Source organism: Streptomyces sp. NPDC021356 (assembly GCF_040641015.1).
Taxonomy (GTDB): Bacteria; Actinomycetota; Actinomycetes; order Streptomycetales; family Streptomycetaceae; genus Streptomyces.
This window is the reverse complement of record NZ_JBFACU010000055.1, coordinates 1-22,438: the sequence shown is the minus strand read 5'-3', so window position 1 is coordinate 22,438 and position 22,438 is coordinate 1. Positions and strand designations below refer to the sequence as shown.

19 protein-coding genes are annotated in these 22,438 nt (G+C 72.5%); 6 read left to right on the top strand and 13 right to left on the bottom strand.

Translation table 11 applies throughout. The features are described from left to right. Window positions 1-152: 152 nt before the first annotated feature. The 7 genes from AB0G56_RS39120 to AB0G56_RS39090 all read right to left on the bottom strand — a co-directional run bounded on the left by AB0G56_RS39120 (window position 153) and on the right by AB0G56_RS39090 (window position 7,245). The gene (locus AB0G56_RS39120) at window positions 153-965 is read right to left on the bottom strand and encodes an ABC transporter ATP-binding protein (RefSeq protein WP_360980134.1); all 813 of its coding nucleotides are present in this window, start codon (window positions 963-965) and stop codon (window positions 153-155) included. After that, window positions 958-1,887 carry an ABC transporter permease gene (locus tag AB0G56_RS39115; RefSeq protein WP_360980131.1) on the bottom strand — a complete coding sequence of 310 codons (930 nt, stop codon included), beginning with the start codon at window positions 1,885-1,887 and terminating at the stop codon, window positions 958-960. Before AB0G56_RS39115 ends, AB0G56_RS39120 begins: the two co-directional genes overlap by 8 nt. 92 nt (window positions 1,888-1,979) lie before the next feature. Beyond that, window positions 1,980-2,852 carry a glycosyltransferase gene (locus AB0G56_RS39110; protein WP_360980164.1) on the bottom strand — a complete coding sequence of 291 codons (873 nt, stop codon included), beginning with the start codon at window positions 2,850-2,852 and terminating at the stop codon, window positions 1,980-1,982. An 8-nt stretch (window positions 2,853-2,860) separates the two neighbouring features. After that, complete coding sequence (locus AB0G56_RS39105; protein WP_360980128.1) at window positions 2,861-3,604, bottom strand: CDP-alcohol phosphatidyltransferase family protein; 744 nt, start codon at window positions 3,602-3,604, stop codon at window positions 2,861-2,863. A gap of 13 nt (window positions 3,605-3,617) precedes the next feature. Then, on the bottom strand, window positions 3,618-4,682 hold the full coding sequence (locus AB0G56_RS39100; RefSeq protein ID WP_360980125.1) for an iron-containing alcohol dehydrogenase family protein: 1,065 nt from the start codon (window positions 4,680-4,682) through the stop codon (window positions 3,618-3,620). Further along, window positions 4,670-5,431, bottom strand: a complete 762-nt coding sequence (locus AB0G56_RS39095) for a phosphocholine cytidylyltransferase family protein (protein WP_360980122.1) — start codon at window positions 5,429-5,431, stop codon at window positions 4,670-4,672. The genes AB0G56_RS39100 and AB0G56_RS39095 overlap by 13 nt, the downstream gene beginning before the upstream one ends. Beyond that, on the bottom strand, window positions 5,428-7,245 hold the full coding sequence (locus tag AB0G56_RS39090) for a DUF5941 domain-containing protein (RefSeq protein ID WP_360980119.1): 1,818 nt from the start codon (window positions 7,243-7,245) through the stop codon (window positions 5,428-5,430). The genes AB0G56_RS39095 and AB0G56_RS39090 overlap by 4 nt, the downstream gene beginning before the upstream one ends. 572 nt (window positions 7,246-7,817) lie before the next feature. On the opposite strand from AB0G56_RS39090, the gene AB0G56_RS39085 reads away from it, so the two are divergent. Continuing rightward, window positions 7,818-8,750: a cation diffusion facilitator family transporter gene (locus tag AB0G56_RS39085; protein WP_360980116.1), complete on the top strand. Its 933-nt coding sequence runs from the start codon at window positions 7,818-7,820 to the stop codon at window positions 8,748-8,750. A 211-nt stretch (window positions 8,751-8,961) separates the two neighbouring features. Beyond that, window positions 8,962-9,552: an isopentenyl-diphosphate Delta-isomerase gene (idi, locus tag AB0G56_RS39080; protein ID WP_360980113.1), complete on the top strand. Its 591-nt coding sequence runs from the start codon at window positions 8,962-8,964 to the stop codon at window positions 9,550-9,552. Between the two features lie 25 nt (window positions 9,553-9,577). On the opposite strand, the gene AB0G56_RS39075 is transcribed toward idi, so the two are convergent. Beyond that, the gene (locus AB0G56_RS39075) at window positions 9,578-10,090 is read right to left on the bottom strand and encodes an ATP-binding protein (RefSeq protein WP_360980161.1); all 513 of its coding nucleotides are present in this window, start codon (window positions 10,088-10,090) and stop codon (window positions 9,578-9,580) included. Window positions 10,091-10,340: 250 nt separating this feature from the next. Here AB0G56_RS39075 and AB0G56_RS39070 point away from each other — a divergent pair, with 250 nt between their 5' ends. Next, entirely contained in the window at window positions 10,341-11,087 is a 747-nt protein-coding gene (locus tag AB0G56_RS39070) for an enoyl-CoA hydratase/isomerase family protein (RefSeq protein ID WP_360980110.1), read from the top strand. A gap of 22 nt (window positions 11,088-11,109) precedes the next feature. Here the strand turns inward: AB0G56_RS39070 and AB0G56_RS39065 are convergent, their stop codons facing one another. Together AB0G56_RS39065 and AB0G56_RS39060 are read right to left on the bottom strand one after the other, a co-directional pair. After that, entirely contained in the window at window positions 11,110-11,742 is a 633-nt protein-coding gene (locus tag AB0G56_RS39065) for a DJ-1/PfpI family protein (RefSeq protein WP_360980107.1), read from the bottom strand. 61 nt (window positions 11,743-11,803) lie between these two features. Continuing rightward, a complete protein-coding gene (locus AB0G56_RS39060; RefSeq protein WP_360980104.1) occupies window positions 11,804-12,766 on the bottom strand; it encodes a GlxA family transcriptional regulator in 963 nt (320 codons plus the stop codon). A 205-nt stretch (window positions 12,767-12,971) separates the two neighbouring features. On the opposite strand from AB0G56_RS39060, the gene AB0G56_RS39055 reads away from it, so the two are divergent. Then, window positions 12,972-15,356 (top strand): Tex family protein, encoded by a 2,385-nt coding sequence (locus tag AB0G56_RS39055; RefSeq protein ID WP_360980101.1) that lies wholly within the window; start codon window positions 12,972-12,974, stop codon window positions 15,354-15,356. Window positions 15,357-15,478: 122 nt separating this feature from the next. Here the strand turns inward: AB0G56_RS39055 and AB0G56_RS39050 are convergent, their stop codons facing one another. Together AB0G56_RS39050 and AB0G56_RS39045 are read right to left on the bottom strand one after the other, a co-directional pair. Then, entirely contained in the window at window positions 15,479-15,691 is a 213-nt protein-coding gene (locus AB0G56_RS39050; protein WP_360980099.1) for a hypothetical protein, read from the bottom strand. A 142-nt stretch (window positions 15,692-15,833) separates the two neighbouring features. Next, the gene (locus AB0G56_RS39045) at window positions 15,834-17,474 is read right to left on the bottom strand and encodes an ABC-F family ATP-binding cassette domain-containing protein (RefSeq protein ID WP_360980096.1); all 1,641 of its coding nucleotides are present in this window, start codon (window positions 17,472-17,474) and stop codon (window positions 15,834-15,836) included. A 121-nt stretch (window positions 17,475-17,595) separates the two neighbouring features. On the opposite strand from AB0G56_RS39045, the gene AB0G56_RS39040 reads away from it, so the two are divergent. Continuing rightward, a complete protein-coding gene (locus AB0G56_RS39040) occupies window positions 17,596-18,555 on the top strand; it encodes an FAD-dependent oxidoreductase (RefSeq protein WP_360980093.1) in 960 nt (319 codons plus the stop codon). A 78-nt stretch (window positions 18,556-18,633) separates the two neighbouring features. Here AB0G56_RS39040 and AB0G56_RS39035 read toward each other — a convergent pair whose 3' ends face one another. Next, a complete protein-coding gene (locus tag AB0G56_RS39035; protein WP_360980091.1) occupies window positions 18,634-20,616 on the bottom strand; it encodes a Xaa-Pro dipeptidyl-peptidase in 1,983 nt (660 codons plus the stop codon). A 245-nt stretch (window positions 20,617-20,861) separates the two neighbouring features. Here AB0G56_RS39035 and AB0G56_RS39030 point away from each other — a divergent pair, with 245 nt between their 5' ends. After that, window positions 20,862-22,358: a M1 family metallopeptidase gene (locus tag AB0G56_RS39030; protein WP_360980088.1), complete on the top strand. Its 1,497-nt coding sequence runs from the start codon at window positions 20,862-20,864 to the stop codon at window positions 22,356-22,358. The last annotated feature ends 80 nt before the right edge of the window (window positions 22,359-22,438 follow it).

The following is a 22,438-nucleotide window of genomic DNA, read 5'->3' as shown; positions in this document are numbered from 1 at the left end:
ACAACGCTGGGGGTCGCAGGGGGGGTGTCCCGCAGATCACAAGAACACACCGATCGCCGTCAAGATTCCTTTCGACCGCGGGAGTTGACGGTTCCTTTACGGACGAAGGGCCCCGCCGGAAAGTTCCGGCGGGGCCCCGCCACCGCGTCGTTCTATTTACCCGTGAACTTCTCGTACTCCTTGAGCACCTCGTCCGTGGGCCCGTCCATGCGCAGCTCCCCGCGTTCCAGCCACAGCACCCGGTCGCAGGTGTCCCGGATCGACTTGTTGTTGTGGCTCACCAGGAACACGGTGCCCGCTTCCTTGCGCAGCTCGCGGATGCGCTCCTCGGACCGCTTCTGGAACTTGCGGTCACCGGTGGCCAGCGCCTCGTCGATCATCAGGACGTCGTGGTCCTTGGCGGCGGCGATGGAGAACCGCAGCCGTGCCGCCATGCCGGAGGAGTACGTCCGCATCGGCAGCGTGATGAAGTCGCCCTTCTCGTTGATGCCCGAGAAGTCCACGATGTCCTGGTAGCGCGCCTTGATGTCCTCGCGGGACATGCCCATGGCCAGACCGCCGAGGATGACGTTGCGCTCGCCGGTCAGGTCGTTCATCAGGGCCGCGTTCACGCCGAGCAGGGAGGGCTGGCCGTCGGTGTAGACCTTGCCCTTCTCGGCCGGGAGCAGTCCTGCGATGGCCCGCAGCAGGGTGGACTTGCCGGAACCGTTGGAACCGATCAGGCCGACGGCCTCGCCGCGGTAGGCGACGAAGGAGACGCCCTTGACGGCGTGCACCTTGCGCACACCGCGCGCCGATTCGTCCTTGCCCCGCTTCAGGATCCGGCTGAGGGCCGCGGTGGCGCTGCCCTTGCCGCTCTTCGCGCCGTTGACGCGGTAGACGATGTGCAGCTCGTCCGCGATGACGGTGGGGATCTTGGCCCCGCCCTCGCGCACTGCGTCCCTGCCGGTGTTCTGCTCAGCCACGGCCGTACCTCTCCTCCGCCTTCCAGAAGTACACGAAACCGCCGGCGAAGAAGACCACGGCCCACAGCAGCGCGATGGCCCAGACGTGCGGCGGGAGGTGCGAGGCGCCGTAGCCGTCGATCAGCGCGAAACGCATCAGGTCCATGTAGACGGCGGCCGGGTTGACCTGCATCAGCCGGATGAACCACTCCGGCCGGCCCTTGAGCATGCTGTCGATGGAGAACATCACGCCCGACGCGTACATCCAGGTCCGCATGATGAACGGCATCAGCTGGGCGAGGTCGGGCGTCTTGGCACCCATCCTGGCCACGATCAGCGACAGGCCTGTGTTGAACAGGAACTGCAGCGCCAGCGCCGGGACGATCAGCAGCCAGGACATCGCCGGGAAGCTGCCGAAGGCGACGACCATGATGAACAGCACGATCATCGAGAACAGCAGCTGCTGGAGCTGCTGCAGCGCGAAGGAGACCGGCAGCGAGGCCCGCGGGAAGTGCAGCGCCCGCACCAGGCCGAGGTTGCCGGAGATGGCCCGGACACCGGCCATGACCGAGTTCTGCGTGAAGGTGAAGACGAACACGCCGGTGACCAGGAACGGCAGGTAGGTGTCGTGCGACAGGCCCCGGTTGGCCTTGAGGATGACGCCGAAGATGAAGTAGTAGACGGCCGCGTTCAGCAGCGGCGTCACCACCTGCCAGAGCTGGCCGAGCTTGGCCTGGCTGTACTGGGCGGTCAGCTTCGCCTGGGAGAAGGCGAGGATGAAGTGGCGCCTGCCCCACAGCTGGCGTACGTACTCGATGAGCGCGGGCCGGGCGCCGCTGACGGACAGGCCGTACTTGGCGGCGAGCCGGTCCGCCGGAAGGCCCTCGTCGGGCGGCGGTGCCGCGCCGAGGGCGACAGAGCCGTCATGCGTTGTCTCACTCACAAGGGAAATACTTTCGTCTTCGAGATGCGCAGCCTGTGCGGATGGACGGGCATGGCACGGGCAGCGGCCGGTGCTGCCCGGCAACGAGCTTGTCAGATGACCGGCGGCCGGCCCAGCCGGGTGAGCCGCCACACCGTGCGCCACCGCATGGGCCGGCGCGGTCCGCACGGTGTCGCCCAGCCCTCCCGGAACCCGCCGAACCAGGCCTTCAGGGCCGGGCGCGAGGGGCGGCGGGCGAGCGTGAGGAGCATCCACACGCCCAGGTAGACCGGGACGAGCGGGGCGGGGAGGTTGCGGCGGGCCAGCCAGACCCGGTTGCGGGCGACCATGCGGTGGTAGACCGCGTGCCGCGAGGGCGCGGTCGTGGGGTGGTTCAGCACCATGTCGGACCGGTAGTCGATCATCCAGCCCGCGTCGAGGGCCCGCCACGCCAGGTCGGTTTCCTCGTGCGCGTAGAAGAACGCGTCCGGCAGGCCGCCGACCTCGGCGAGGACCCTGGTGCGGCAGGCGTTGGCGCCGCCGAGGAAGGTGGTGACCCGGGAGGAGCGCATCGGGTCGGAGGCCCGCAGCCGGGGCACGTGGCGGCGCTGGGTGGCCCCGGTGTCGGGGTCGGCGATGCGGAAGCTGATGATGCCCAGCTTCTCGTCGGCGGTGAAGGCGCGGCGGCACAGTTCGGCGGTGTCGGTGCGCGCGAGCAGGCCGTCGTCGTCGAGGAAGAGCAGGATGTCGACGTCCGTGCCGCCGGGGCCGAAGGCCTCGATGCCGACGTTGCGCCCGCCGGGGATGCCGAGGTTCTCCGGCAGTTCGACCGTCCGTACGCCCTCGGGAACCTCCGGGACGGGTGAGCCGTTGCCGACGACGACGACCTCGACCGGGTCGCCGTCCTGCTTCGCCACGGAGTCGAGCAGCGCGCGCAGCTCCTCGGGGCGGTTGCCCATGGTGATGACGACGGCCCCGACCTTCATGGGCGCGCTCACTTCAGCCTGCTGGAGGCCAGGACGGACACCAGGTGCAGCAGCGTCTGCAGGAGCGCGATGCCGGCCAGGACGGCCGTGCCGAGCCGGGTGAAGAACAGGTCTCCCCGTATCTGGTCCACGATCGCGAGGACCAGGATCAGCAGGGACGCCTCCATGCCGAGGATCAGCCGGTGGAACTTGAGCGCGGCGGCGGCCCGGCGGGCCAGGGCCACGCCGGAGGAGCGCGGCTCGGCGGCGCTCTCCTTGACCGGGGGGAGCCCGCCCTGGTGGCGGGCCACGCCGACCAGGTCCGTCTCGGCCTTGATCAGGATCGCGCCGAGCGCGGCCAGCGTGCCCAGGAAGGCCCACAGCCAGTCGATCCGCCCGGTGCCCCACAGGTCGGCGGCGCGCAGCCCGAGGCCGACCAGGACGGCCGCGTCGGTCAGATAGGCGCCGACCCGGTCCAGGTAGACGCCGCCGAGCGAGAACTGCTGCTTCCAGCGGGCCACCTCTCCGTCGACGCAGTCCAGCAGCAGGTAGAGCTGGACCGCGACGACGCCGAGCACCGCGCCCCACACGCCCGGCACCAGCAGGGCCGGGGCGGCGAGGACACCGCACACGGTCATCAGGTACGTGAGCTGGTTGGGCGTGACCCTGGTGTTCACCAGGTAGCGGTCGACCCGCAGGGACACCTCACGCATGTAGAGGCGTCCCATCCAGTGCTCGCCGCTGCGCCGGTCCTTGACCCCCGCGGGGTGCACGACCGGTCTGAGTTCAGCTACCGATGGCCTTGACATAGTCGGCGTAGGCGTCCTTGATCTGGTCGGTCTTGAGGTCGAGGTGTTCGAGGATCGTGTAGCGGCCGGGCCGGGTCTCGGGGGCGAACTCCACGGCGCGGACGAACTCGTCCACCGTGAAGCCGATGTCCTGCGGCAGCACCGGCAGCCCGTGCCGGCGCAGCACCTCGGCCATCAGCCCGGCCGTCTGCGTGTCGCCGCGCAGGTGCGTGGCGAACGCGCCGCCGAGGCCGCACTGCTCGCCGTGGAGCGCGCTGCGCTTGGGGAAGCACAGGTCGAACGCGTGGCTGATCTCGTGGCAGGCGCCCGAGGCGGGGCGGCTGTCCCCGGCCACCGACATGGAGATGCCGCACAGCACCAGCGACTCGGAGAGTGTCGTGAGGAACGAGTCGTCGCCGATGCCGCCGGGGTGGCGCAGCACGGCCTCGGCGGCCTGGCGGGCCATCGCGGCGGCGAGGCCGTCGACCTTCTCGCCGGTCTCGCGGTGCGACAGTTCCCAGTCGGCCACGGCGGAGATCTTGCAGATCACGTCGCCGATGCCGGCCTGGACGTAACGGACGGGTGCCTCACGGATCACATCGAGGTCGATGACGATGCCGATCGGATTGGGCACGCCGTACGAGCCGCGGCCCGCGTCGTTGTCCAAGGTGGCGACCGGCGAGCACAGCCCGTCGTTGGCCAGGTTGGTGGCCACCGCGACCAGCGGCAGGCCCACGCGGGCCGCCGCGTACTTGGCGCAGTCGATGACCTTGCCGCCGCCGAGGCCGACCACCGCGTCGTAGCGGCCGGCCTTCTTGATGGAGTCGGCGAGCCTGACCGCGCCGTCGATGGTGCCGTCGGCGTCCTCGAACCAGTCGGCGCCGGGGAACGCCGGGGCGAACCGCTCGCGCAGCACCCGTCCTGAGCCGTTGCTGATGGCGAAGGCCAGCCGGCCCGAGGGCGAGATCCGCTGGTCGGAGAGGATCACGGCGAGGTCGTCGAGTGCCCCCCGGCGGATGTCGACGGCGACCGGCGACGGGATGAGCCGCGTCAGTACCGGCACGCGATCTCCCGTCCCCTGGCGAGGTCGTCGTGGTTGTCGATCTCGACCCAGTCGACGTCGCCGATCGGTGCCACGTCGATGCGGAAGCCGCGGTCGACCAGCTCCTGGTAGCCGTCCTCGTAGTAGAGCTGGGGGTCGCGCTCGAAGGTGGCCTTCAGCGCGTCGGCCAGGTCGGCGGCGGCCTCGCCCTCGATGAGGGTGACGCCGATGTACTCGCCGGTCGCCTCGGCCGGGTCCATCAGCTTGGTGATGCGCCGCACACCGGTGGCGGGGTCGACGACGACCTTCATCTCCTCGTCGGCGAGCTGCTTGACGGTGTCCAGGGCGAGGATGATCCGCTTGCCGTCGCCGCGGGCGGCGAGCAGCGTCTTCTCCACGGAGACCGGGTGGACGGTGTCGCCGTTGGCGAGGATCACGCCGTCCTTGAGGGCGTCACGGCCGCACCACAGGGAGTAGGCGTTGTTCCACTCCTCGGCCTTGTCGTTGTCGATGAGGGTGAGCTTCAGGCCGTACTTCTGCTCCAGGGCCGCCTTGCGCTCGTACACGGCCTCCTTGCGGTAGCCGACGATGACGCCCGCCTCGGTCAGGCCGATCTCGGCGAAGTTGGCGAGGGTGAGGTCGAGGACGGTGAGCCCGTCGGAGCCGTCCTCTATGCCCGCGGGCCCGACCGGCACCAGCGCCTTGGGCAGGGTGTCGGTGTAGGGACGCAGGCGCCGTCCGGCGCCTGCCGCCAGCACGAGGCCGATCATGCGGGTTCTCCTTCGTCGTGTACGGCGGGCGCGCCGCCCTTGTGGGCGGCCACCCAGAAGCGGATGCTCTCGGCGAGCACCACCAGGGCCACGAGCACGGCGAGGACCGTGAGCGCGGCCTTGAACTGCGCGAGGGTGAGCAGCGCCGCCAGCACGGTGACGAGCAGCGTCCGCCCCTCCTGCCCCCCGATGGCGCGCACCAGGCGGGCCGGCGGCGCTCCGGCGTCGCCGCGGATGCGGTACACCGTGTCGTAGTGATGGTAGGCGACGGCCGCCACCAGCCCGAAAGCCGCCGGAAGGGCTCCGTTCACGTCGGCGCGGGCGGCCAGGGCCAGCACGGTGCCGTACTCGGCGGCTCGGAAGAACGGCGGGACCAGCCAGTCCAGGGCGCCCTTGAGGGGGCGGGCGACGGCGAGCGCCGAGGTGAGGACGTAGACCAGGGCGCCGACGACCGGCCAGAAGCCGCCGAAGCCGGTCAGGGCGGAGCAGGCGAGAACGGCGATGCCGCCGAGCAGGGCGACGGCCGGCGCGGTGATGCCGGGCAGCTTGCGGGCGGGGCCGCGCAGCGCACGGACGAGGCCCTCGGCGAGCGGGCCGCTGTCGGCGAGGTCCGCGAGCGCCTGGGCCGCGCGGTCGGTGCGGGTGGCCCGGCGGGTCACCGAGCGCAGCAGGCGTCCGGCGGTCGTGTACGTCGCCGCGAAGGCGCAGCCGACGAGCAGGACGTACAAGGTGATGCGGGGGGTGGTCGCGGCCGTCAGGACGGCGATCATGGCCCAGCGTTCGCCGATGGGCAGGACGATCATGCGGCGCAGCCAGACCGTCCAGCCGACGCTGTCGAGCTTGTCGGACAGGGCGGCGGTGGGGCTGGTGTTGGCGGTGGCGTCGTGGTTGGCCTCGGTGAAGGAGAAGTCGACGACGTGCCGGCAGGTCTGCAGGACCATGGCGCCGAGCGCGAGGGCCCACACGTCGTCCCCGCCGCGGGCCGCGCCGAGCGCGAGTCCGGCGTAGTACGCGTACTCCTTGGCCCGGTCGAAGGTGGCGTCCAGCCAGGCGCCGAGGGTGGAGTACTGCAGCGAGTAGCGGGCGAGCTGGCCGTCGGTGCAGTCCAGGACGAACGAGGCGATGAGCAGCACGCCGGCGGCGACGAAGCCGCCGCGGGTGCCGGTGGCGGCGCAGCCGGCCGCTATGAGCGCGGTGAGCAGGGAGGCGGTGGTGACCTGGTTGGGGGTCAGGCCGCGGCGTGCGCACCAGCGCGCGATGTAGCGCGAGTACGGGCTGATGAAGAACGTGGTGAAGAACCCGTCGCGGGCCTTGACGGCCGACTTCAGGCGGACGGCCTCGTCGTCGACGGCGGCGACGGCCTGCCGGGCCTCGTTGCGGTCCTGGGGGTCGGCGGGGACGACGGCGACGAGGCTGCCGAGTTCGGGGTGGTGCACGTCGGCGCCGTCGGCGTGCAGGGAGTCGACGACCCGGTCGGCGACGCTGTCCACGGCGAGCGCCGTGCCGCCGCCGGCGGAGTTCTCGCGGGCCATCGCGCGGGTCAGGGCCTGCCGGCCGGTGGGCTGCGCGGTGACGGCGCCGGGGACGGCGGCGAGCGGGAAGCGGGGGTCGGTCAGGCCGAGGCGCAGGGCGTGCGTGTGCCCGACGAACCGGGCGTCGACGACGGCGACCCGCTCCTCGCCCGGTACCCGGGCGAGGAGGGTCTCGGCGTCACCGACGTCCTCGGCGAACCGCACGTCGAAGCCGAGGGACCGCAGATCGGCCTCGATCGACGATCCGGGGACCGGCTGGCCGGTGAGGATGGCGGTCGACAACCGAACTCACTCCCTGGTGCCGACGCGTGGGCGCCGGTCATGTGCATGGTGGAGGGGTGCCGCTTGCCCCGGGGCGGCCGGGCGGCATGTCGGCAGAGGCTATCGGATGCCGGGAAGCCCGCGTTCACCACCCGTTCACGGGCCGATCAACGTCATCTGACCACAGCCTGCGCCGAGATCATCATCGGTGATCCGGGGGCCGGGCCACAAACTCCGTACCAGATCGGGCATTCGCCCCAGACGATCGCCCCGAACCATCACCTCGAACGATCGCGTCGGACGACCGGCGGCAGGTGGCAGGTGGCGGGGCAGCGGATGGCGGGGCGCTGCGGTCCCCGTGTTCCCGGCGCCCTGCCCCCCGTACCCCGCGGCCCGTGCGCCGCGCCGCGCCTCGCAGCCCCGACACGCGGCGCGCGGAACCTGCCGAAACGTTCTGACCTGCGGATCGTTTGCGCAGGTCAGGGCACATGACAACGGTGTTCAGTGCCGCGTTGCCCCATACCCCCCACCCGTAGTTGACTGGTCCCGCCCGGGCCGGGATCCGGGCGGGACCCACGAGGACGGAGAGGCTGATGGGGGCCGGTCACGACCACGGGCACGCGCACGGCGCCACCGGCACGGCGGCGGCCGCGCACCGCGGCACGCTGCGCGTCGCCCTGTCGATCACGCTCGCCGTCATGGTGGTCGAGATCGTCGGCGGCGTGCTCGCCGACTCCCTCGCGCTGGTGGCGGACGCCGCCCACATGGCGACGGACGCCCTCGGGCTCGGCATGGCGCTGCTCGCCATCCACTTCGCGAACCGCCCGCCGAGCGGGAACCGCACCTTCGGCTACGCCCGCGCCGAGATCCTCGCCGCGCTCGCCAACTGTCTGCTGCTGCTCGGTGTCGGCGGGTACGTCCTGTACGAGGCGGTGCAGCGGTTCGTCGCGCCCGCCGGGACGCACGGCGGGCTGATGATCGTGTTCGGTCTGATCGGCCTGGTGGCGAACTCGGTCTCGCTGACGCTGCTGATGCGCGGCCAGCGCGAGAGCCTGAACGTGCGGGGCGCGTTCCTGGAGGTGGCCGCGGACGCGGTCGGCTCGCTGGCCGTCATGATCTCGGCGGCGGTGATCCTGCTCACCGGCTGGCAGGCCGCCGACCCGATCGCCTCGCTGGCCATCGGCCTGCTGATCGTGCCGCGCACGGTCAAGCTGCTGCGCGAGACCCTGGACGTGCTCCTGGAGGCCGCCCCGAAGAACGTCGACATGGACGAGGTGCGGGCGCACGTCCTGGCACTGGACGGCGTCGAGGACGTGCACGACCTGCACGCCTGGACGATCACCTCGGGTCTTCCGGTACTGTCCGCGCACGTGGTGGTCAGTACCGAGGTGCTGAGCGCCATCGGTCACGAAAAACTGTTGCACGAACTGCAGGGCTGCCTCGGCCACCACTTCGACGTGGAGCACTGCACCTTCCAGCTGGAGCCCGGCGGGCACGCCGAGCACGAGGCGCGTCTGTGCCACTGAGCGCCCTCGCGGCCCCCGGTCCGCCAGGGTGCCCGGACGGTTCCGGCGGCGCCAGGCAGGGCACGATCAGTCACCGGGTCCCCTTTCGGTGACCGCCCGGCGAGAGCCGTGTCCCCGCCCGGCGCGAGGACATGCGGTACGCCGGGAGGTGCCGGGAGTGCCGGTTTCGTGCGGCAGACTTGGGGCTCGAGGACCGATGCGAAGGATGGGTATGCCGATCACACCTGCCACCGCGACGCACAGCTCGTCGAACGGCACCGCGGACGCGATCTTGCTGGAACTCGTCGACGAGGACGGCGTGACGATCGGCACCGCGGAGAAGCTCGCCGCGCACCAGCCGCCGGGGCAGCTGCACCGCGCCTTCTCCGTGTTCCTCTTCGACGAGCAGGGCCGGCTGCTGCTCCAGCAGCGGGCGCTCGGCAAGTACCACTCCCCCGGTGTGTGGTCCAACACCTGCTGCGGTCACCCCTACCCCGGCGAGGCGCCCTTCGCGGCGGCGGCCCGGCGCACGTACGAGGAGCTGGGGGTCTCCCCGACCCTGATGGCCGAGGCGGGAACCGTCCGCTACAACCACCCGGACCCGGCGTCGGGCCTGGTGGAGCAGGAGTTCAACCACCTCTTCGTCGGCCTGGTGCAGTCGCCACTGCGGCCCGACCCGGAGGAGGTCGGCGCCACCGCCTTCGTGGCGCCCGAGGAGCTTGCCGAGCGGCACGCGCGCGACCCGTTCTCCGCGTGGTTCATGACCGTGCTGGACGCGGCCCGTCCGGCCGTCAGGGAGCTGACCGGCCCCGCGGGCTGGTGAGCCGGCAAGGGTGCGCGCGGTTCTCCTAGGAGCTCTGGACGGCGGGGGTGAGCGGCAGGGCGGCCCAGATCACCTTGCCGCCGCTCGCCGTGTGCTCGACGTCGCAGGCCCCGCCCGCCTCGCGGGCGATCTCGCGCACGAGCAGCAGCCCGCGCCCTCCGGTCCGGCCGTGGTCGGTCTCCAGTGCGGTCGGCCGGTAGGGGTGGCCGTCCTCGACGGAGACCCGCAGCCACTCGGCGCCGACGGCGACCTCCACGGCGAGCATCGGGGAGAGCACCGCCGCGTGCCGGACGGCGTTCGTGACCAGCTCGGACACGATCAGCAGCAGGCCGTGGACCAGGTCGCCCGAGGCCGGTACGCCCTGGCGCAGCAGCAGGTCGCGCACGGCGTGCCGGGCCTGCGGGACGGAGGCGTCGACGGCGGGCGCGGTGAACCGCCAGACACCCTCGTACGGCAGCGGGGGCGGCGGTGCGCCGTGCAGGGGGGCCGCCGTGCCGCCTGCTGGGCGCGGGCCGTCCCCGCGCCCGTGGTTGTCCATCGTCCGGTCGCCACCCTCGCGCTCGATTGTCACCACACGACGAGTGTTGGTACCGCGACGCGCGACCCGAAGAACTGAACGCAAGTCAGCCGGTTCCCAGCCCTTTCCGAGCGTTTCTGTCACCCGTTGCAGCAAACTCGACCGGTTCTGGTCGGCCCGCGCCCTGTTTGCGAACTTTTCGGGTTGTACGGGTTCCACGGGCGCCCCCGGTCACGATCGAACACCCTCTCGGGCCGATAGCATCCGCTCCATGGAGCCGCAGCTGCTGCACGACGTGACCGACGCGGTCGCCACCGTCGTCGTCCACCACCCGGCCAAGCGCAACGCCATGACGGCCGGCATGTGGCGGGCGCTGCCGCCGCTCCTCGACCGCCTGGCCGCCGACCCGGGCGTACGGGCGTTGGTGCTGACGGGCGCGGACGGGACGTTCTGCGCCGGTGCGGACATCTCCACGCTGCTCGAGTCGCCCGAGGAGGCGCAGCACCTGGCCGTGCTCGCCGAGGAGGCGCTCGCCGCCTTCCCCAAGCCGACCCTGGCCGCGGTGCGCGGGCACTGCGTCGGGGGCGGGGCGCAGCTCGCGGCGGCCTGTGATCTGCGGTTCGCGGAGGAGGGCGCGCTGTTCGGGGTGACCCCGGCGAAACTCGGGATCGTCTATCCCGCCTCCGCGACCCGGCGGCTGGTGTCCCTGGTGGGGCCGGCCCGCGCCAAGTACCTGCTCTTCTCCGGCGAACTGATCGACGCGCAGCGCGCGCTCGGCGCCGGGCTGGTCGACGAGGTGCTGCCCGAGGGTGAACTCGGCAAGCGCGTGGCGGAGTTCACCCGCGTCCTGACCGCACGCTCCCAGCTGACCCAGGCCGCGGCCAAGGAGTTCGCGGACGGCCGCACGGACCGGGACGCCCACTGGACCGCCCAGGCGCGCGGCAGCGGCGACACCGCCGAGGGCGTCGCCGCCTTCCTTCAGCGCAGGGCCCCGCGCTTCACGTGGAGCGTCGGGTAGGGGCCCCCGACCGGGCCGCGGCCTAGGACAGGTGGCGGCTGTCGGCGCGGAACTTCTCCACCAGGTGGGCCGGTGCCTTCTGCGGGGATCCCGCGTCGTAGGGCGGCTGCGGGTCGTACTCGGTGAGGAGCTGGACGGCCTGGGCCGTCTCGTCGCCCGCGATCCGGCCGAGCAGCGTGAGCCCCATGTCGATGCCGGAGGAGACGCCGGCGGCGGTCACGTACTTGCCGTCGACGACCACCCGCTCCCCCGTGGGCTCGGCGCCGAAGGTCTCCAGCTGATCGAGGGCCAGCCAGTGGGAGGTCGCGCGGCGGCCCCGGAGCAGCCCGGCGGCGGCCAGCAGCAGGGAGCCGGTGCACACGGACGTGGTCCAGGTGCTGGTGGCGTCGGCGGTGCGCAGCCAGTCCAGCAGCGTGCCGTTCTCCATCTGGGGCGTCTGCCCGGGGCCGCCGGGGACGACCACGACGTCGGGGGACGGCACGTCGGCCAGGGTGCGGTCGGCGGTGAGCGCGAGGTTCCCGGTGTCGGCGCGCACCGGGCCGGTCCGCTCGGCGACGAACACGGTGTCCGCGCCGGGGAGGCGGCCCAGGGTCTCGTAGGGCCCGACGGCGTCGAGCGCGGTGAAGCGGTCGTAGAGGAGGATGGCGATCTGCATGGGCTTCCCTTCGGTGGTTCGCTCGGTCGACCGGGCGTGCGGTGGGTGCGGTGGCCTCCGGTCAGGGGGTGGCCGGGGCCGGGCGGAAGCGGCGCCGGTACTCCGCCGGTGAGGTGCCGAGCGTGCGCAGGAAGGCGCGCCGCATGGCCTCGGGCGTGCCGTAGCCGCTGGCCCGGGAGATCCCGGCGATGCCGTCGGCGGTGTCCTCCAGCAGGCGCCGGGCATGTTCGAGGCGGACCCGGTCGACGTACCGGCCCGGGGTCGTGCCCGTCTCGGCCTGGAAGGCGCGGGCGAAGTGGCGCGGGGAGAGCGCGGCACGGGCGGCGAGCGCCTCGATGCCCAGGTCGCCGGCCGGGTGCTCGGTGATCCACTGCTGGACGTCCCGGAGAGGGTCGCGGTGGGCCGTCTGGGCGGTGAGCTGGGCGCTGAACTGCGCCTGGTTGCCCGGCCTGCGCAGGAACACCACGAGGTGGCGGGCGACGGTCAGTGCGGCGTCCCGGCCCAGGTCCTCCTCCACGAGGGCGAGGGCCAGGTCGATGCCCGCGGTGACGCCGGCCGAGGTGGCCACGTGGCCGTCCCGTACGAAGATCGGGTCGGCGTCGACCCGCACCGCCGGGTGGTCCCGGGCGAGCTTCGCGCAGTACGCCCAGTGCGTGGTGGCCCGGCGGCCGTCCAGCAGGCCCGCCTCGGCCAGCAGGATCGCGCCGGTGCACACCGAGACCAGACGGGGAGCACGCGGCCCGTGCCCGCGCACCCACTCGACCAGGCGCGGATCGCCTCGGCGGGTGCCCTCGCCGCCGGGGACGAGGAGGGTGTGCGGCGCGGGCGCGTCCGCGAGCGCGGTGTCCGGTACGAGGGCCAGACCGCTGGAGGTGCGCACGGAGCCGCCGTCCAGGGAGGCCGTACGGATGCGGTAGGTGCCCGGGGTGTGCTTCTCCGCTCCGGCGAAGACCTCCACGGGACCGGTGACGTCCAGACTCTGTACGCCGTCGAAGAGGACGACGAGAACGGTTCGCTGCGCCATGGCCTCGATTCTTGGCGCCCCCGCGGCCGGCCGCAACGACGGATTTCCCACCTTTTCGGCCATGCACCCGCCGGGGCCGCCGGCCGGTGGACGGCGGGGCCCTCGCCGGCGACGCGCCCCGCCGGGCCCCGCCCTGCTCCCCGGATGTCGGTGCCGCCTGCCACAATTGCGGCGCAACCCGAAGTGGAGAAGGCGGTACGGGATCGTGACGACACCCCTCACAGGGTCCATCGAAGGCAGGATCGCCGAGGAGCTCGGCGTCAGGGAGCGGCAGGTCAGAGCCGCCGTGGAGTTGCTCGACGGCGGTTCGACGGTGCCCTTCATCGCCCGCTACCGCAAGGAAGCGACGGAGACGCTCGACGACGCGCAGCTGCGCACGATCGAGGAGCGGCTGCGCTATCTGCGGGAGCTGGAGGACCGGCGGGCCGCGGTCCTGGACTCGGTGCGCGAGCAGGGCAAGCTCACCGACGAACTCCAGGCGCGGATCCGGGGCGCCGAGACCAAGGCCCGGCTGGAGGACATCTACCTGCCGTTCAAGCCGAAGCGGCGGACGAAGGCGCAGATCGCGCGGGAGGCGGGCCTGGAGCCGCTGGCGGACGGCCTGCTCGGCGACCCGGGCGTGGAGCCGTCGGCCGCGGCGGCGGCCTTCGTCGACGCGGACAAGGGGGTGGCCGATGCGCAGGCCGCGCTCGACGGGGCCCGGGCGATCCTCACCGAGCGGTTCTCCGAGGACGCCGACCTGATCGGCGAACTGCGCGAACGCATGTGGGTGCGCGGGCGGCTGGCCGCGAAGGTGCGCGAGGGCAAGGAGGAGGCGGGCGCGAAGTTCGCCGACTACTTCGACTTCAGCGAGCCGTTCACCGAGCTTCCCTCGCACCGGATCCTCGCGATGCTGCGCGGTGAGAAGGAGGAGGTCCTGGACCTCGTCCTGGAGCCCGAGGAGGCCACCGAGGGACCGTCGTCGTACGAGGGGACGGTGGCGCACCGCTTCGGCATCGCCGACCGCGGCCGGCCCGGCGACAAGTGGCTGACGGACACGGTCCGCTGGGCCTGGCGCACCCGGATCCTCGTCCACCTCGGCATCGACCTCAGGCTGCGGCTGCGGACGGCCGCCGAGGACGAGGCGGTGAACGTCTTCGCGGCCAACCTGCGTGACCTGCTGCTGGCCGCCCCGGCCGGCACCCGCGCGACGCTGGGCCTGGACCCCGGCTTCCGCACGGGGGTGAAGGTCGCCGTGGTGGACGCGACCGGCAAGGTCGTCGCCACGGACGTGATCCACCCGCACGTTCCGGCCAACAGGTGGGACGAGGCCATCGCCAAGCTGGCCCGCCTGGCGAAGGAGCACGCGGTCGAGCTGGTCGCCATCGGCAACGGCACGGCGTCACGGGAGACCGACAAGCTCGCCGGTGAGCTGATCGGCAAGCACCCGGACCTGAAGCTCACCAAGGTGATGGTCTCGGAGGCGGGCGCGTCCGTGTACTCGGCCTCCGCCTACGCCTCCCAGGAGCTGCCCGGCATGGACGTGTCGCTGCGCGGCGCGGTGTCCATCGCGCGGCGGCTCCAGGATCCGCTGGCCGAACTGGTGAAGATCGACCCGAAGTCGATCGGCGTCGGCCAGTACCAGCACGACCTGTCCGAGGTGAAGCTGTCCCGCTCCCTGGACGCGGTGGTCGAGGACTGTGTGAACGGTGTCGGGGTGGACGTCAACACGGCGTCCGTGCCGCTGCTCTCGCGGGTCTCCGGCGTGACCGGCTCGCTCGCGGAGAACATCGTGGCGCACCGCGACGCCAACGGCCCGTTCACCTCGCGCGCCCAGCTGAAGAAGGTCTCGCGGCTCGGCCCGAAGGCCTACGAGCAGTGCGCGGGCTTCCTCAGGATCCGCGGCGGCGACGACCCCCTGGACGCATCGAGCGTGCACCCGGAGGCGTATCCGGTGGTGCGGCGGATGGTGAAGACCACGGGCCAGGAGGTGGCCTCCCTCGTCGGGAACACGGGCGTGCTGCGCTCGCTGCGGCCGGCCGACTTCGTGGACGACACGTTCGGTCTGCCCACGGTCACCGACATCCTCAAGGAGCTGGAGAAGCCGGGCCGCGACCCGCGTCCCGCCTTCAGGACGGCCACCTTCAAGGAGGGCGTGGAGAAGATCTCCGACCTGTCCTCGGGGATGGTCCTGGAGGGCGTGGTCACGAACGTGGCGGCGTTCGGCGCGTTCGTCGACGTCGGTGTCCACCAGGACGGTCTGGTGCACGTGTCGGCGATGTCGAAGACCTTCGTCAAGGACCCGCGGGACGTGGTCAAGCCCGGCGACATCGTCAAGGTGAAGGTCCTGGACGTCGACATCCCGCGCAAGCGGATCTCGCTGACGCTGCGCCTGGACGACGCGGCGGCGCCGCAGGACCGCGAGGGGCAGGGCGGCGGCGGTGAGCGCGGCCGGCGCGGCGGCCGGCCGCCGCAGCAGCGGCAGGGCCGCGGGGGCGGCGGCGGTAACGGTGGCGGGGGCTCGCGCCAGGCGCCCGCGCCGGGCAACAGCGCCATGGCGGACGCGTTGCGCCGCGCCGGTCTGCTGGACTCGCAGAAGGGCCGTCGCTGACGTACCGCGGGCCCGGCCCGCGCCTGGTGCGCGGGCCGGGCCCGGTGGTCGCGGCGGTCCGCCGTCCGGCGCGCGCCACTGCCGGGGACGCACGAGCAGGCGGGCTGCCGCCGGCGGGGCCGTTATCGCGGATTCTGGCCGGGCGGCAGCGCGGAATGCGGGCGTGGGGAGGCGTTGCGCGCGCCGGGACCGGGTCCGAAGGCGCCCGACGGCTGCCCCGTCCGCATCACCTGGTCGAGTTCGCGCCGTATGCTCGTGGCCGCGTCCCGGACCCGTGCGGGGACGTCACCGCGCTCGGCGACGAGCTGGTGGTAGATGGGGGCGTCTTGGAACATGGGCAACCATGCCTTTCTGTCTGCGGCTTCCTGGTCCGCGGCTTCTCTCCGCCGGGCAACGGTTGCCGAGTGTAAGGCCCCCTGGCAGCGGCACCTGTGGGCGCCTCCGGGGAGGTTCCGGGTTGTGTCGTGAAGACCGGAACTAGTGTTCGGTCACCTTGCCGTCAGCCACCTCCAGGCGACGGGTCGTCCGTACCGCCTGGAGCATGCGGCGGTCGTGGGTCACCAGGAGGAGGGTGCCCTCGAAGGCGTCCAGGGCCGACTCCAGTTGTTCGATGGCCGGCAGGTCGAGGTGGTTGGTCGGCTCGTCCAGGACGAGCAGGTTGACACCCCTGCCCTGGAGGAGGGCGAGCGCGGCTCTCGTGCGCTCGCCGGGTGAGAGGGTCGCGGCCGGGCGCAGCACGTGGTCCGACTTCAGGCCGAACTTGGCGAGCAGGGTGCGCACCTCGGCCGGTTCGGTGTCCGGGACCGCGGCGCGGAAGGCGTCCAGCAGCGACTGGGAGCCGTGGAAGAGGCGGCGGGCCTGGTCGACCTCGCCGACCAGGACGCCGGAGCCCACGGACGCGTGGCCCGCGTCCAGCGGAAGACGGCCGAGCAGGGCCGCCAGCAGGGTCGACTTGCCGGCCCCGTTGGCGCCGGTGACCGCCACGCGGTCCGCCCAGTCGACCTGGAGGGAGACCGGTCCGAGCGCGAAGGAGCCGCGCTGCACCTCCGCGTCGCGCAGGGTGGCGACGACCGCGCCCGAGCGCGGGGCCGCCGCGATCTCCATGCGCAGCTCCCACTCCTTGCGGGGCTCCTCGACGACCTCCAGGCGTTCGATCATGCGCTGGGTCTGGCGGGCCTTGGCGGCCTGCTTCTCGCTGGCCTCGCTGCGGAACTTGCGGCCGATCTTGTCGTTGTCGTTGCCCGCCTTGCGCCGGGCGTTCTTGACGCCCTTGTCCATCCAGGCCCGCTGGGTCTGCGCGCGTTCCTGGAGGGCGGCCTTCTTGTCGGCGTACTCGTCGTAGTCGTCGCGGGCGTGCCGCCGGGCCACCTCGCGTTCCTCGAGGTAGGCCGCGTATCCGCCGCCGTAGAGGTTGATGCGGCCCTGGGTGAGGTCGAGTTCGAGGACCTTGGTGACGGTGCGGGTGAGGAACTCGCGGTCGTGGCTGACGACGACCGTCCCGGCGCGCAGGCCGGTGACGAATCGTTCGAGGCGTTCGAGGCCGTCCAGGTCGAGGTCGTTGGTCGGCTCGTCCAGCAGGAAGACGTCGTAGCGGGACAGGAGCAGGGAGGCCAGGCCGGCGCGGGCCGCCTGGCCGCCCGACAGCGACGTCATCGCCTGGTCCAGGTCGACGGCCAGACCGAGCGAGTCGGCGGTTTCCTCGGCGCGTTCGTCGAGGTCGGCACCACCGAGGCCGAGCCAGCGCTCCAGGGCGGTCGCGTAGGTGTCGTCCGCGCCCAGGGTGCCGTCGACGAGGGCCTGGGTGGCGTCGTCCATCGCCCGCTGGGCCTCGGCGACTCCGGTGCGGCGGGCCAGGAACTCCCGGACGGTCTCGCCGGGGCGGCGCTCCGGTTCCTGGGGCAGGTGGCCGACGGTCGCGGTAGGCGGGGAGAGCGTGAGTTCGCCCTGCTCGGGCGGGTCCAGCGCGGCGAGGAGGCGCAGCAGGGTGGACTTGCCCGCGCCGTTGGCACCGACGAGACCGATCACGTCCCCGGGCGCGACGACGAGGTCGAGCCCGGAGAACAGCGCGCGGTCGCCGTGCCCGGCGGCGAGGTTCTTGGCGACGAGGGTGGCAGTCATCAGACCGCCGATTTTAGGGCCTGTTCCGAGCTTCCCCCGTCGTCCGCGCGGAGCGCGGGCGCAGCGGTGTTCGGGGCGGGTGGGGTGAGCCGGTCATGACACCGTCCGCTACGGTCGCCGTATGGACGGTGGACCGAGCGGTGACGTGGTGGTGGTCGGCGGAGGCGTCATCGGGCTGACGACCGCCGTGGTGCTGGCCGAGGGCGGCCGGCGGGTGCGGGTGTGGACGCGGGAGCCCGCCGAGCGGACCGCCTCGGCCGTCGCCGGGGGACTGTGGTGGCCGTACCGGATCGAGCCGGCGACGCTCGTGGGCGACTGGGCGCTGCACTCCTTCGCCGTGTACGCGGAGCTGGCCGCGCGCCCTCAGGAGACGGGCGTGCGGATGGTCGAGGGGGTGCACGGGGGGACCCGGCTGGACCAGCTCGGGCCGTGGGCGGCACAGGTTCCCGGGCTGCGCGCGGCGCATGCCGGGGAGTACGCGGGGACCGCGCTGTGGGCACGGCTGCCGCTGGTCGACATGTCGGTTCATCTGCCGTGGCTGGGGGAGCGGCTGCGGGCGGCGGGCGGCGTGGTGGAGGAGCGGACGGTCACGGACCTGGCCGCCGTGGACGCCCCGGTGGTGGTGAACTGCACCGGCCTGGGCGCCCGCGACCTCGTACCGGATCCGGGCGTGCACCCGGTCCGCGGTCAGCTGGTCGTCGTGGAGAACCCGGGGATCACGACGTGGCTGACCGCCGTCGACGACGTGTCGGCGTCCTCCACCTACTTCATCCCGCAGCCGGGCGGTCTGCTCCTGGGCGGGACGGCCGAGGAGGACGTCTGGTCGACGGAGCCGGATCCCGAGGTGGCCGAGCGGATCGTCGCGCGGTGCGCGGCCCTGCGGCCCGAGATCGCCGGGGCGCGGGTGCTGGAGCACCGGGTGGGGCTGCGCCCGGCGCGGCGCGCGGGCGTGCGGCTGGAGCGGACGGCGCTTTCGGACGGGCGCGCGCTGGTGCACAACTACGGCCACGGCGGCGCCGGAGTCACCGTGGCCTGGGGGTGTGCGCGGCAGGCGGCCGGGCTGGTCCTCCCGGCCGCCTGAACCGCTCTTCGCGGCTGCTTCAGCCCCGGGTCGCGGCGCTGGTCCGGCGCCCTGCCGCGGGGCCGGCCGTGCGCTGTGTCACCGCCCGGGCAGCGGGTGCGTGGTGCGCTGCACCCGTACGCCGTCCAGGGGCCGCGGTGCCGTGGCGGACGGCGTCACGACGCCGGCGGGCGGGGAGCCCGCGGTGGCGCGGGCGAACGCCGCCGCGCCGCCGACCAGCGGGACCCTGGCCGAGGTGCGCGCCAGGTCGAGGGTGAGCGTCGGGGTGGTGGACGGCGGATCGATGAGGTCCTTGTCCGTGCCCGCGACGATCAGCGCCAGGCGGTGGCCCCGGGGGACGACGTGGTCGGTCGCCGCCAGGTCCAGGGTGAGCGGGTACGCCCTGCCCGGGACGAGCGGGCCGCCCTTGCCGTCGCGGGTGTGGTGGCCGAGGTCGGCCCAGCCGCGGCTGAGGACCGTGAAGCCGACCTGGGTCGTCTTCGCCGCCGTCTCCTTGTAGCAGGAGCTGTCGCCCGCCGTGCTCGCGCCCCAGCAGGTGCGGTCGGCCAGGGTGGTGATGCCCTCACCGGCGTCGGCGTAGTCACGGATGGTGTCGGGGCCGAGGTCGACGAGGACGGCGGACAGGTGGGCCGTCGTGGTGGTCGGGGTCGCGGTCACGGTGACCTGCGAGGAGCCGGACAACCGCAGGTCGCGGCCGAGCGGCCCGGTCACGAAGCCTGCCTTGTCGGGGGTCGGGGTGTCGATCCGCGCGGCCCAGTCGGTCTCGCTCAGCTTCGGGTCGTCGGTGAACGTCTCGGTGCCGCGGGCGGGGCGCAGGCCGAGGGTGCCGACGCCGGTCCTGGCGCCGGGCGCGGGACGCAGGGTGGTCGTCGCCGTGCCGCGCGGCGGCCAGGTGGTGGAGGTCACCCACTGGTCGGGGTGGCGTTCGATGTCGGCCATGGGCTCGCGGTCGATGCCGTTGCGGTAGCCGAGGAGTTCATGGTCGAACCAGCGGTGCAGGGTGTCGACCCAGGCGCCGCGGCGGAAGTCGAAGGGGTCGACGTGACCGGTCTGGGAGAGCCAGATCTTGCGCTGCACGCCGTTCTTGGCGAGGGCGTCCCACCACTGGCCGAAGTTCTTGGTGCGCACGTTGAGGTCCTGCATGCCGTGCACGAGGAAGACGCTCGCCCTGACCTTGGCCGCGTCCTTCACGTAGTCGCGCTCGGTCCACAGGGGGGTCCGGTCACCGGTGCGCGGGGCGCCGTCGACGAGCTTCTTCTGCACGGCGGCGCAGTGCGCGTGGGCGGCGTCGCTCTCCACCGCGTCGGACAGCCAGTCGGGCCCCGAGCCGTACAGCGGGGCGCCCTGGGCGAAGTAGTAGTCGTACCAGGAGGAGATGGCGCTGATCGGCACGATGGTCTTCAGGCCCTTGACGCCGGTGGCGGCCACGCCGTTGGCGATGGTGCCGTCCCAGCTCTTGCCGATCATGCCGGTCTTCCCGTCGGTCCAGCCGGCCTTGACCGGGGTGGAGCCGGTGCGGGTGGTGTAGGCGCGGGCGCGGCCGTTCAGCCAGTCGACGACGGCCTTGGCGGACTGGATGTCGGAGCGGCCGCCGACGTCGACGCAGCCGTCGGAGCGGTTGGTTCCGGCGAGGTCGACACCGACGACGGCGTAGCCGCGGGGCACGAAGTAGTTGTCGTAGAAGAGCGGCATCTGTACGACGCGGCCGTTCGCGTCGTACGTCTTCAGCTGGCTCTCGTTGCCGCGCCCGCAGCAGGAGTAGTACGGGCTGGCGTCCATGATCACGGGCACTTTCCGGCCCTGCCGGGCCGCCTCGCGGGGCCGGACGATGTCGGCGGCGACGCGGTCGGTCCTGCCGTCGCCGTCGCCGTCGAGGCCGGTGTCGACCCAGACGGACTCGCGGACGGCGTCCGTGTAGGAGTAGACGGGCCGGCTCTCGCGCGGGGTGCGGGCGTCGTTCGGGGCGGCGTGCGCCGCGGGGCTGAGGAGAGCGGTCGCCAGGACGGCGATGACCGCCAGTGCGAGCGCTCTCCAGGTCGTCATGCGCATGCTGTTCGGCATGAGCGGGACGGTACAGGGGGCAACTGCGGCGCAGAAGAGGGAAACTGACGTGTCGCCGGGGCGGAGGGGACGGAAGGGGCCGCAGGGGCGCGGGGTGCGCGGGAGCCCACGGGAGCGCACGGGAGTGCTTCACTCATGACGGCCGAATGGCGATCATGTGACAGCAGTGGCCATGGACATGACTGGGTCGGCAGGGACTCAATAGGCTCCGAACAGACTGCGTTCCCCTACGACTTGGAGCTGACGTGCACCGCAGAATCATCGTGCCGGGCACTCTGGCGGCGGCCTCCCTGTTGCTGGCGATCCCGGCGTCGGCCGCGAGCCACTCCCCCGGCGCGCCGGGCATCGGCGACCCCTACTACCCCGACTACGGCAACGGCGGCTACGACGTCTCCCACTACGACCTGCGGCTGACGTACCAGCCCGCGACGGACGAGCTGGAGGGCACGGCGACGATCTCGGCGCGGACCACGCAGGACCTGTCCAGCTTCGACCTGGACTTCCTGCTGGACGTGAGCGAGGTGCGGGTCGACGGGGCGAAGGCCGCGTTCACCACCGCGCGCCAGCACGAGCTGGTGATCACGCCGAAGAGCCCGCTGGCCAAGGGCACGCCGGTCACCGTGGTCGTCCGCTACCGCGGGGTGCCGTCCACGAAGAGCGCCTACGGCTTCACCACCTGGCACCGCACCCCGGACGGCGCGGTCGCGGCGGACGAGCCCGAGGCCGCCTGGTGGTGGTTCCCCAGCAACGACCACCCCAGCGACAAGGCCACCTACGACGTGTCCGTGGCGGTGCCGGACGGCACGCAGGCGATCTCCAACGGCACCCTCCAGTCGGTCTCCGCGAAGCTGGGCTGGACCCGCTACACCTGGCGACAGAACAAGCCACAGGCGACATACCTGTCCACCCTGGCGCTCGGCAGGTTCGACATCACCACCGGTACGTCCGAGGGCGGTGTCCCGGTGTTCAACGCCTACAGCAAGGACCTCGGCGACAACGACGGGGCGGCACGCGCGAGCGTGGAGCGGACCGGAGAACTCGTCGACTGGCTGAGCGGCTATTTCGGGCCGTATCCGTTCAGCTCGGCGGGCGGGTACGTGCCGAACACGACGACCGGGTACGCGCTGGAGACGCAGTCCCGCGTGTACTACAGCCCGAAGCAGTTCGCGAACGGCTCGAACACGTCCGTCGTCGTGCACGAGCTGGCCCACCAGTGGTACGGGGACAGCGTGTCCCTCAAGGGCTGGAAGGACATCTGGATCAACGAGGGCTTCGCGCGCTACGCGCAGTGGCTGTGGTCCGAGCACGAGGGCGAGGGCACCACGCAGGAACTGGCGGACTACGTGTACGCCTCCCACCCGGCCGACGACGCCTTCTGGACGGTGAAGCCGGGTGATCCGGGACCGGACGACCAGTTCGACGCGGCGGTCTACGACCGGGGTGCCGTCGCCATCCAGGCGCTGCGCAACGCGATCGGCGAGAAGGCGTTCTTCGCCCTGCTGAAGGGCTGGCCCCAGCAGCACGCCTACGGCAACGCCTCCGTGGCCGACTTCCAGAAGTACGCCGAGCAGGTCTCCGGCAAGCCGCTCGCCGCGCTCTTCGACACCTGGCTGTTCCAGCCGGTGAAGCCGGCCGCTCCCGCGGCGCGGGCGGCGTCCTTCGCCACGGCGCCGGCGGCGGCCCCGGCGCGGCCCAGGTCGTGGAAGAAGATCGAGGCGACGAACACCGTGCACGCCAGGTGAACCACCGGCCGGGCCCGCGCACCAGTCGGTGGGGCAGGAGACGAGCGCCTCGAACCGGAGGTCCTAGGGGTCGCCGACGT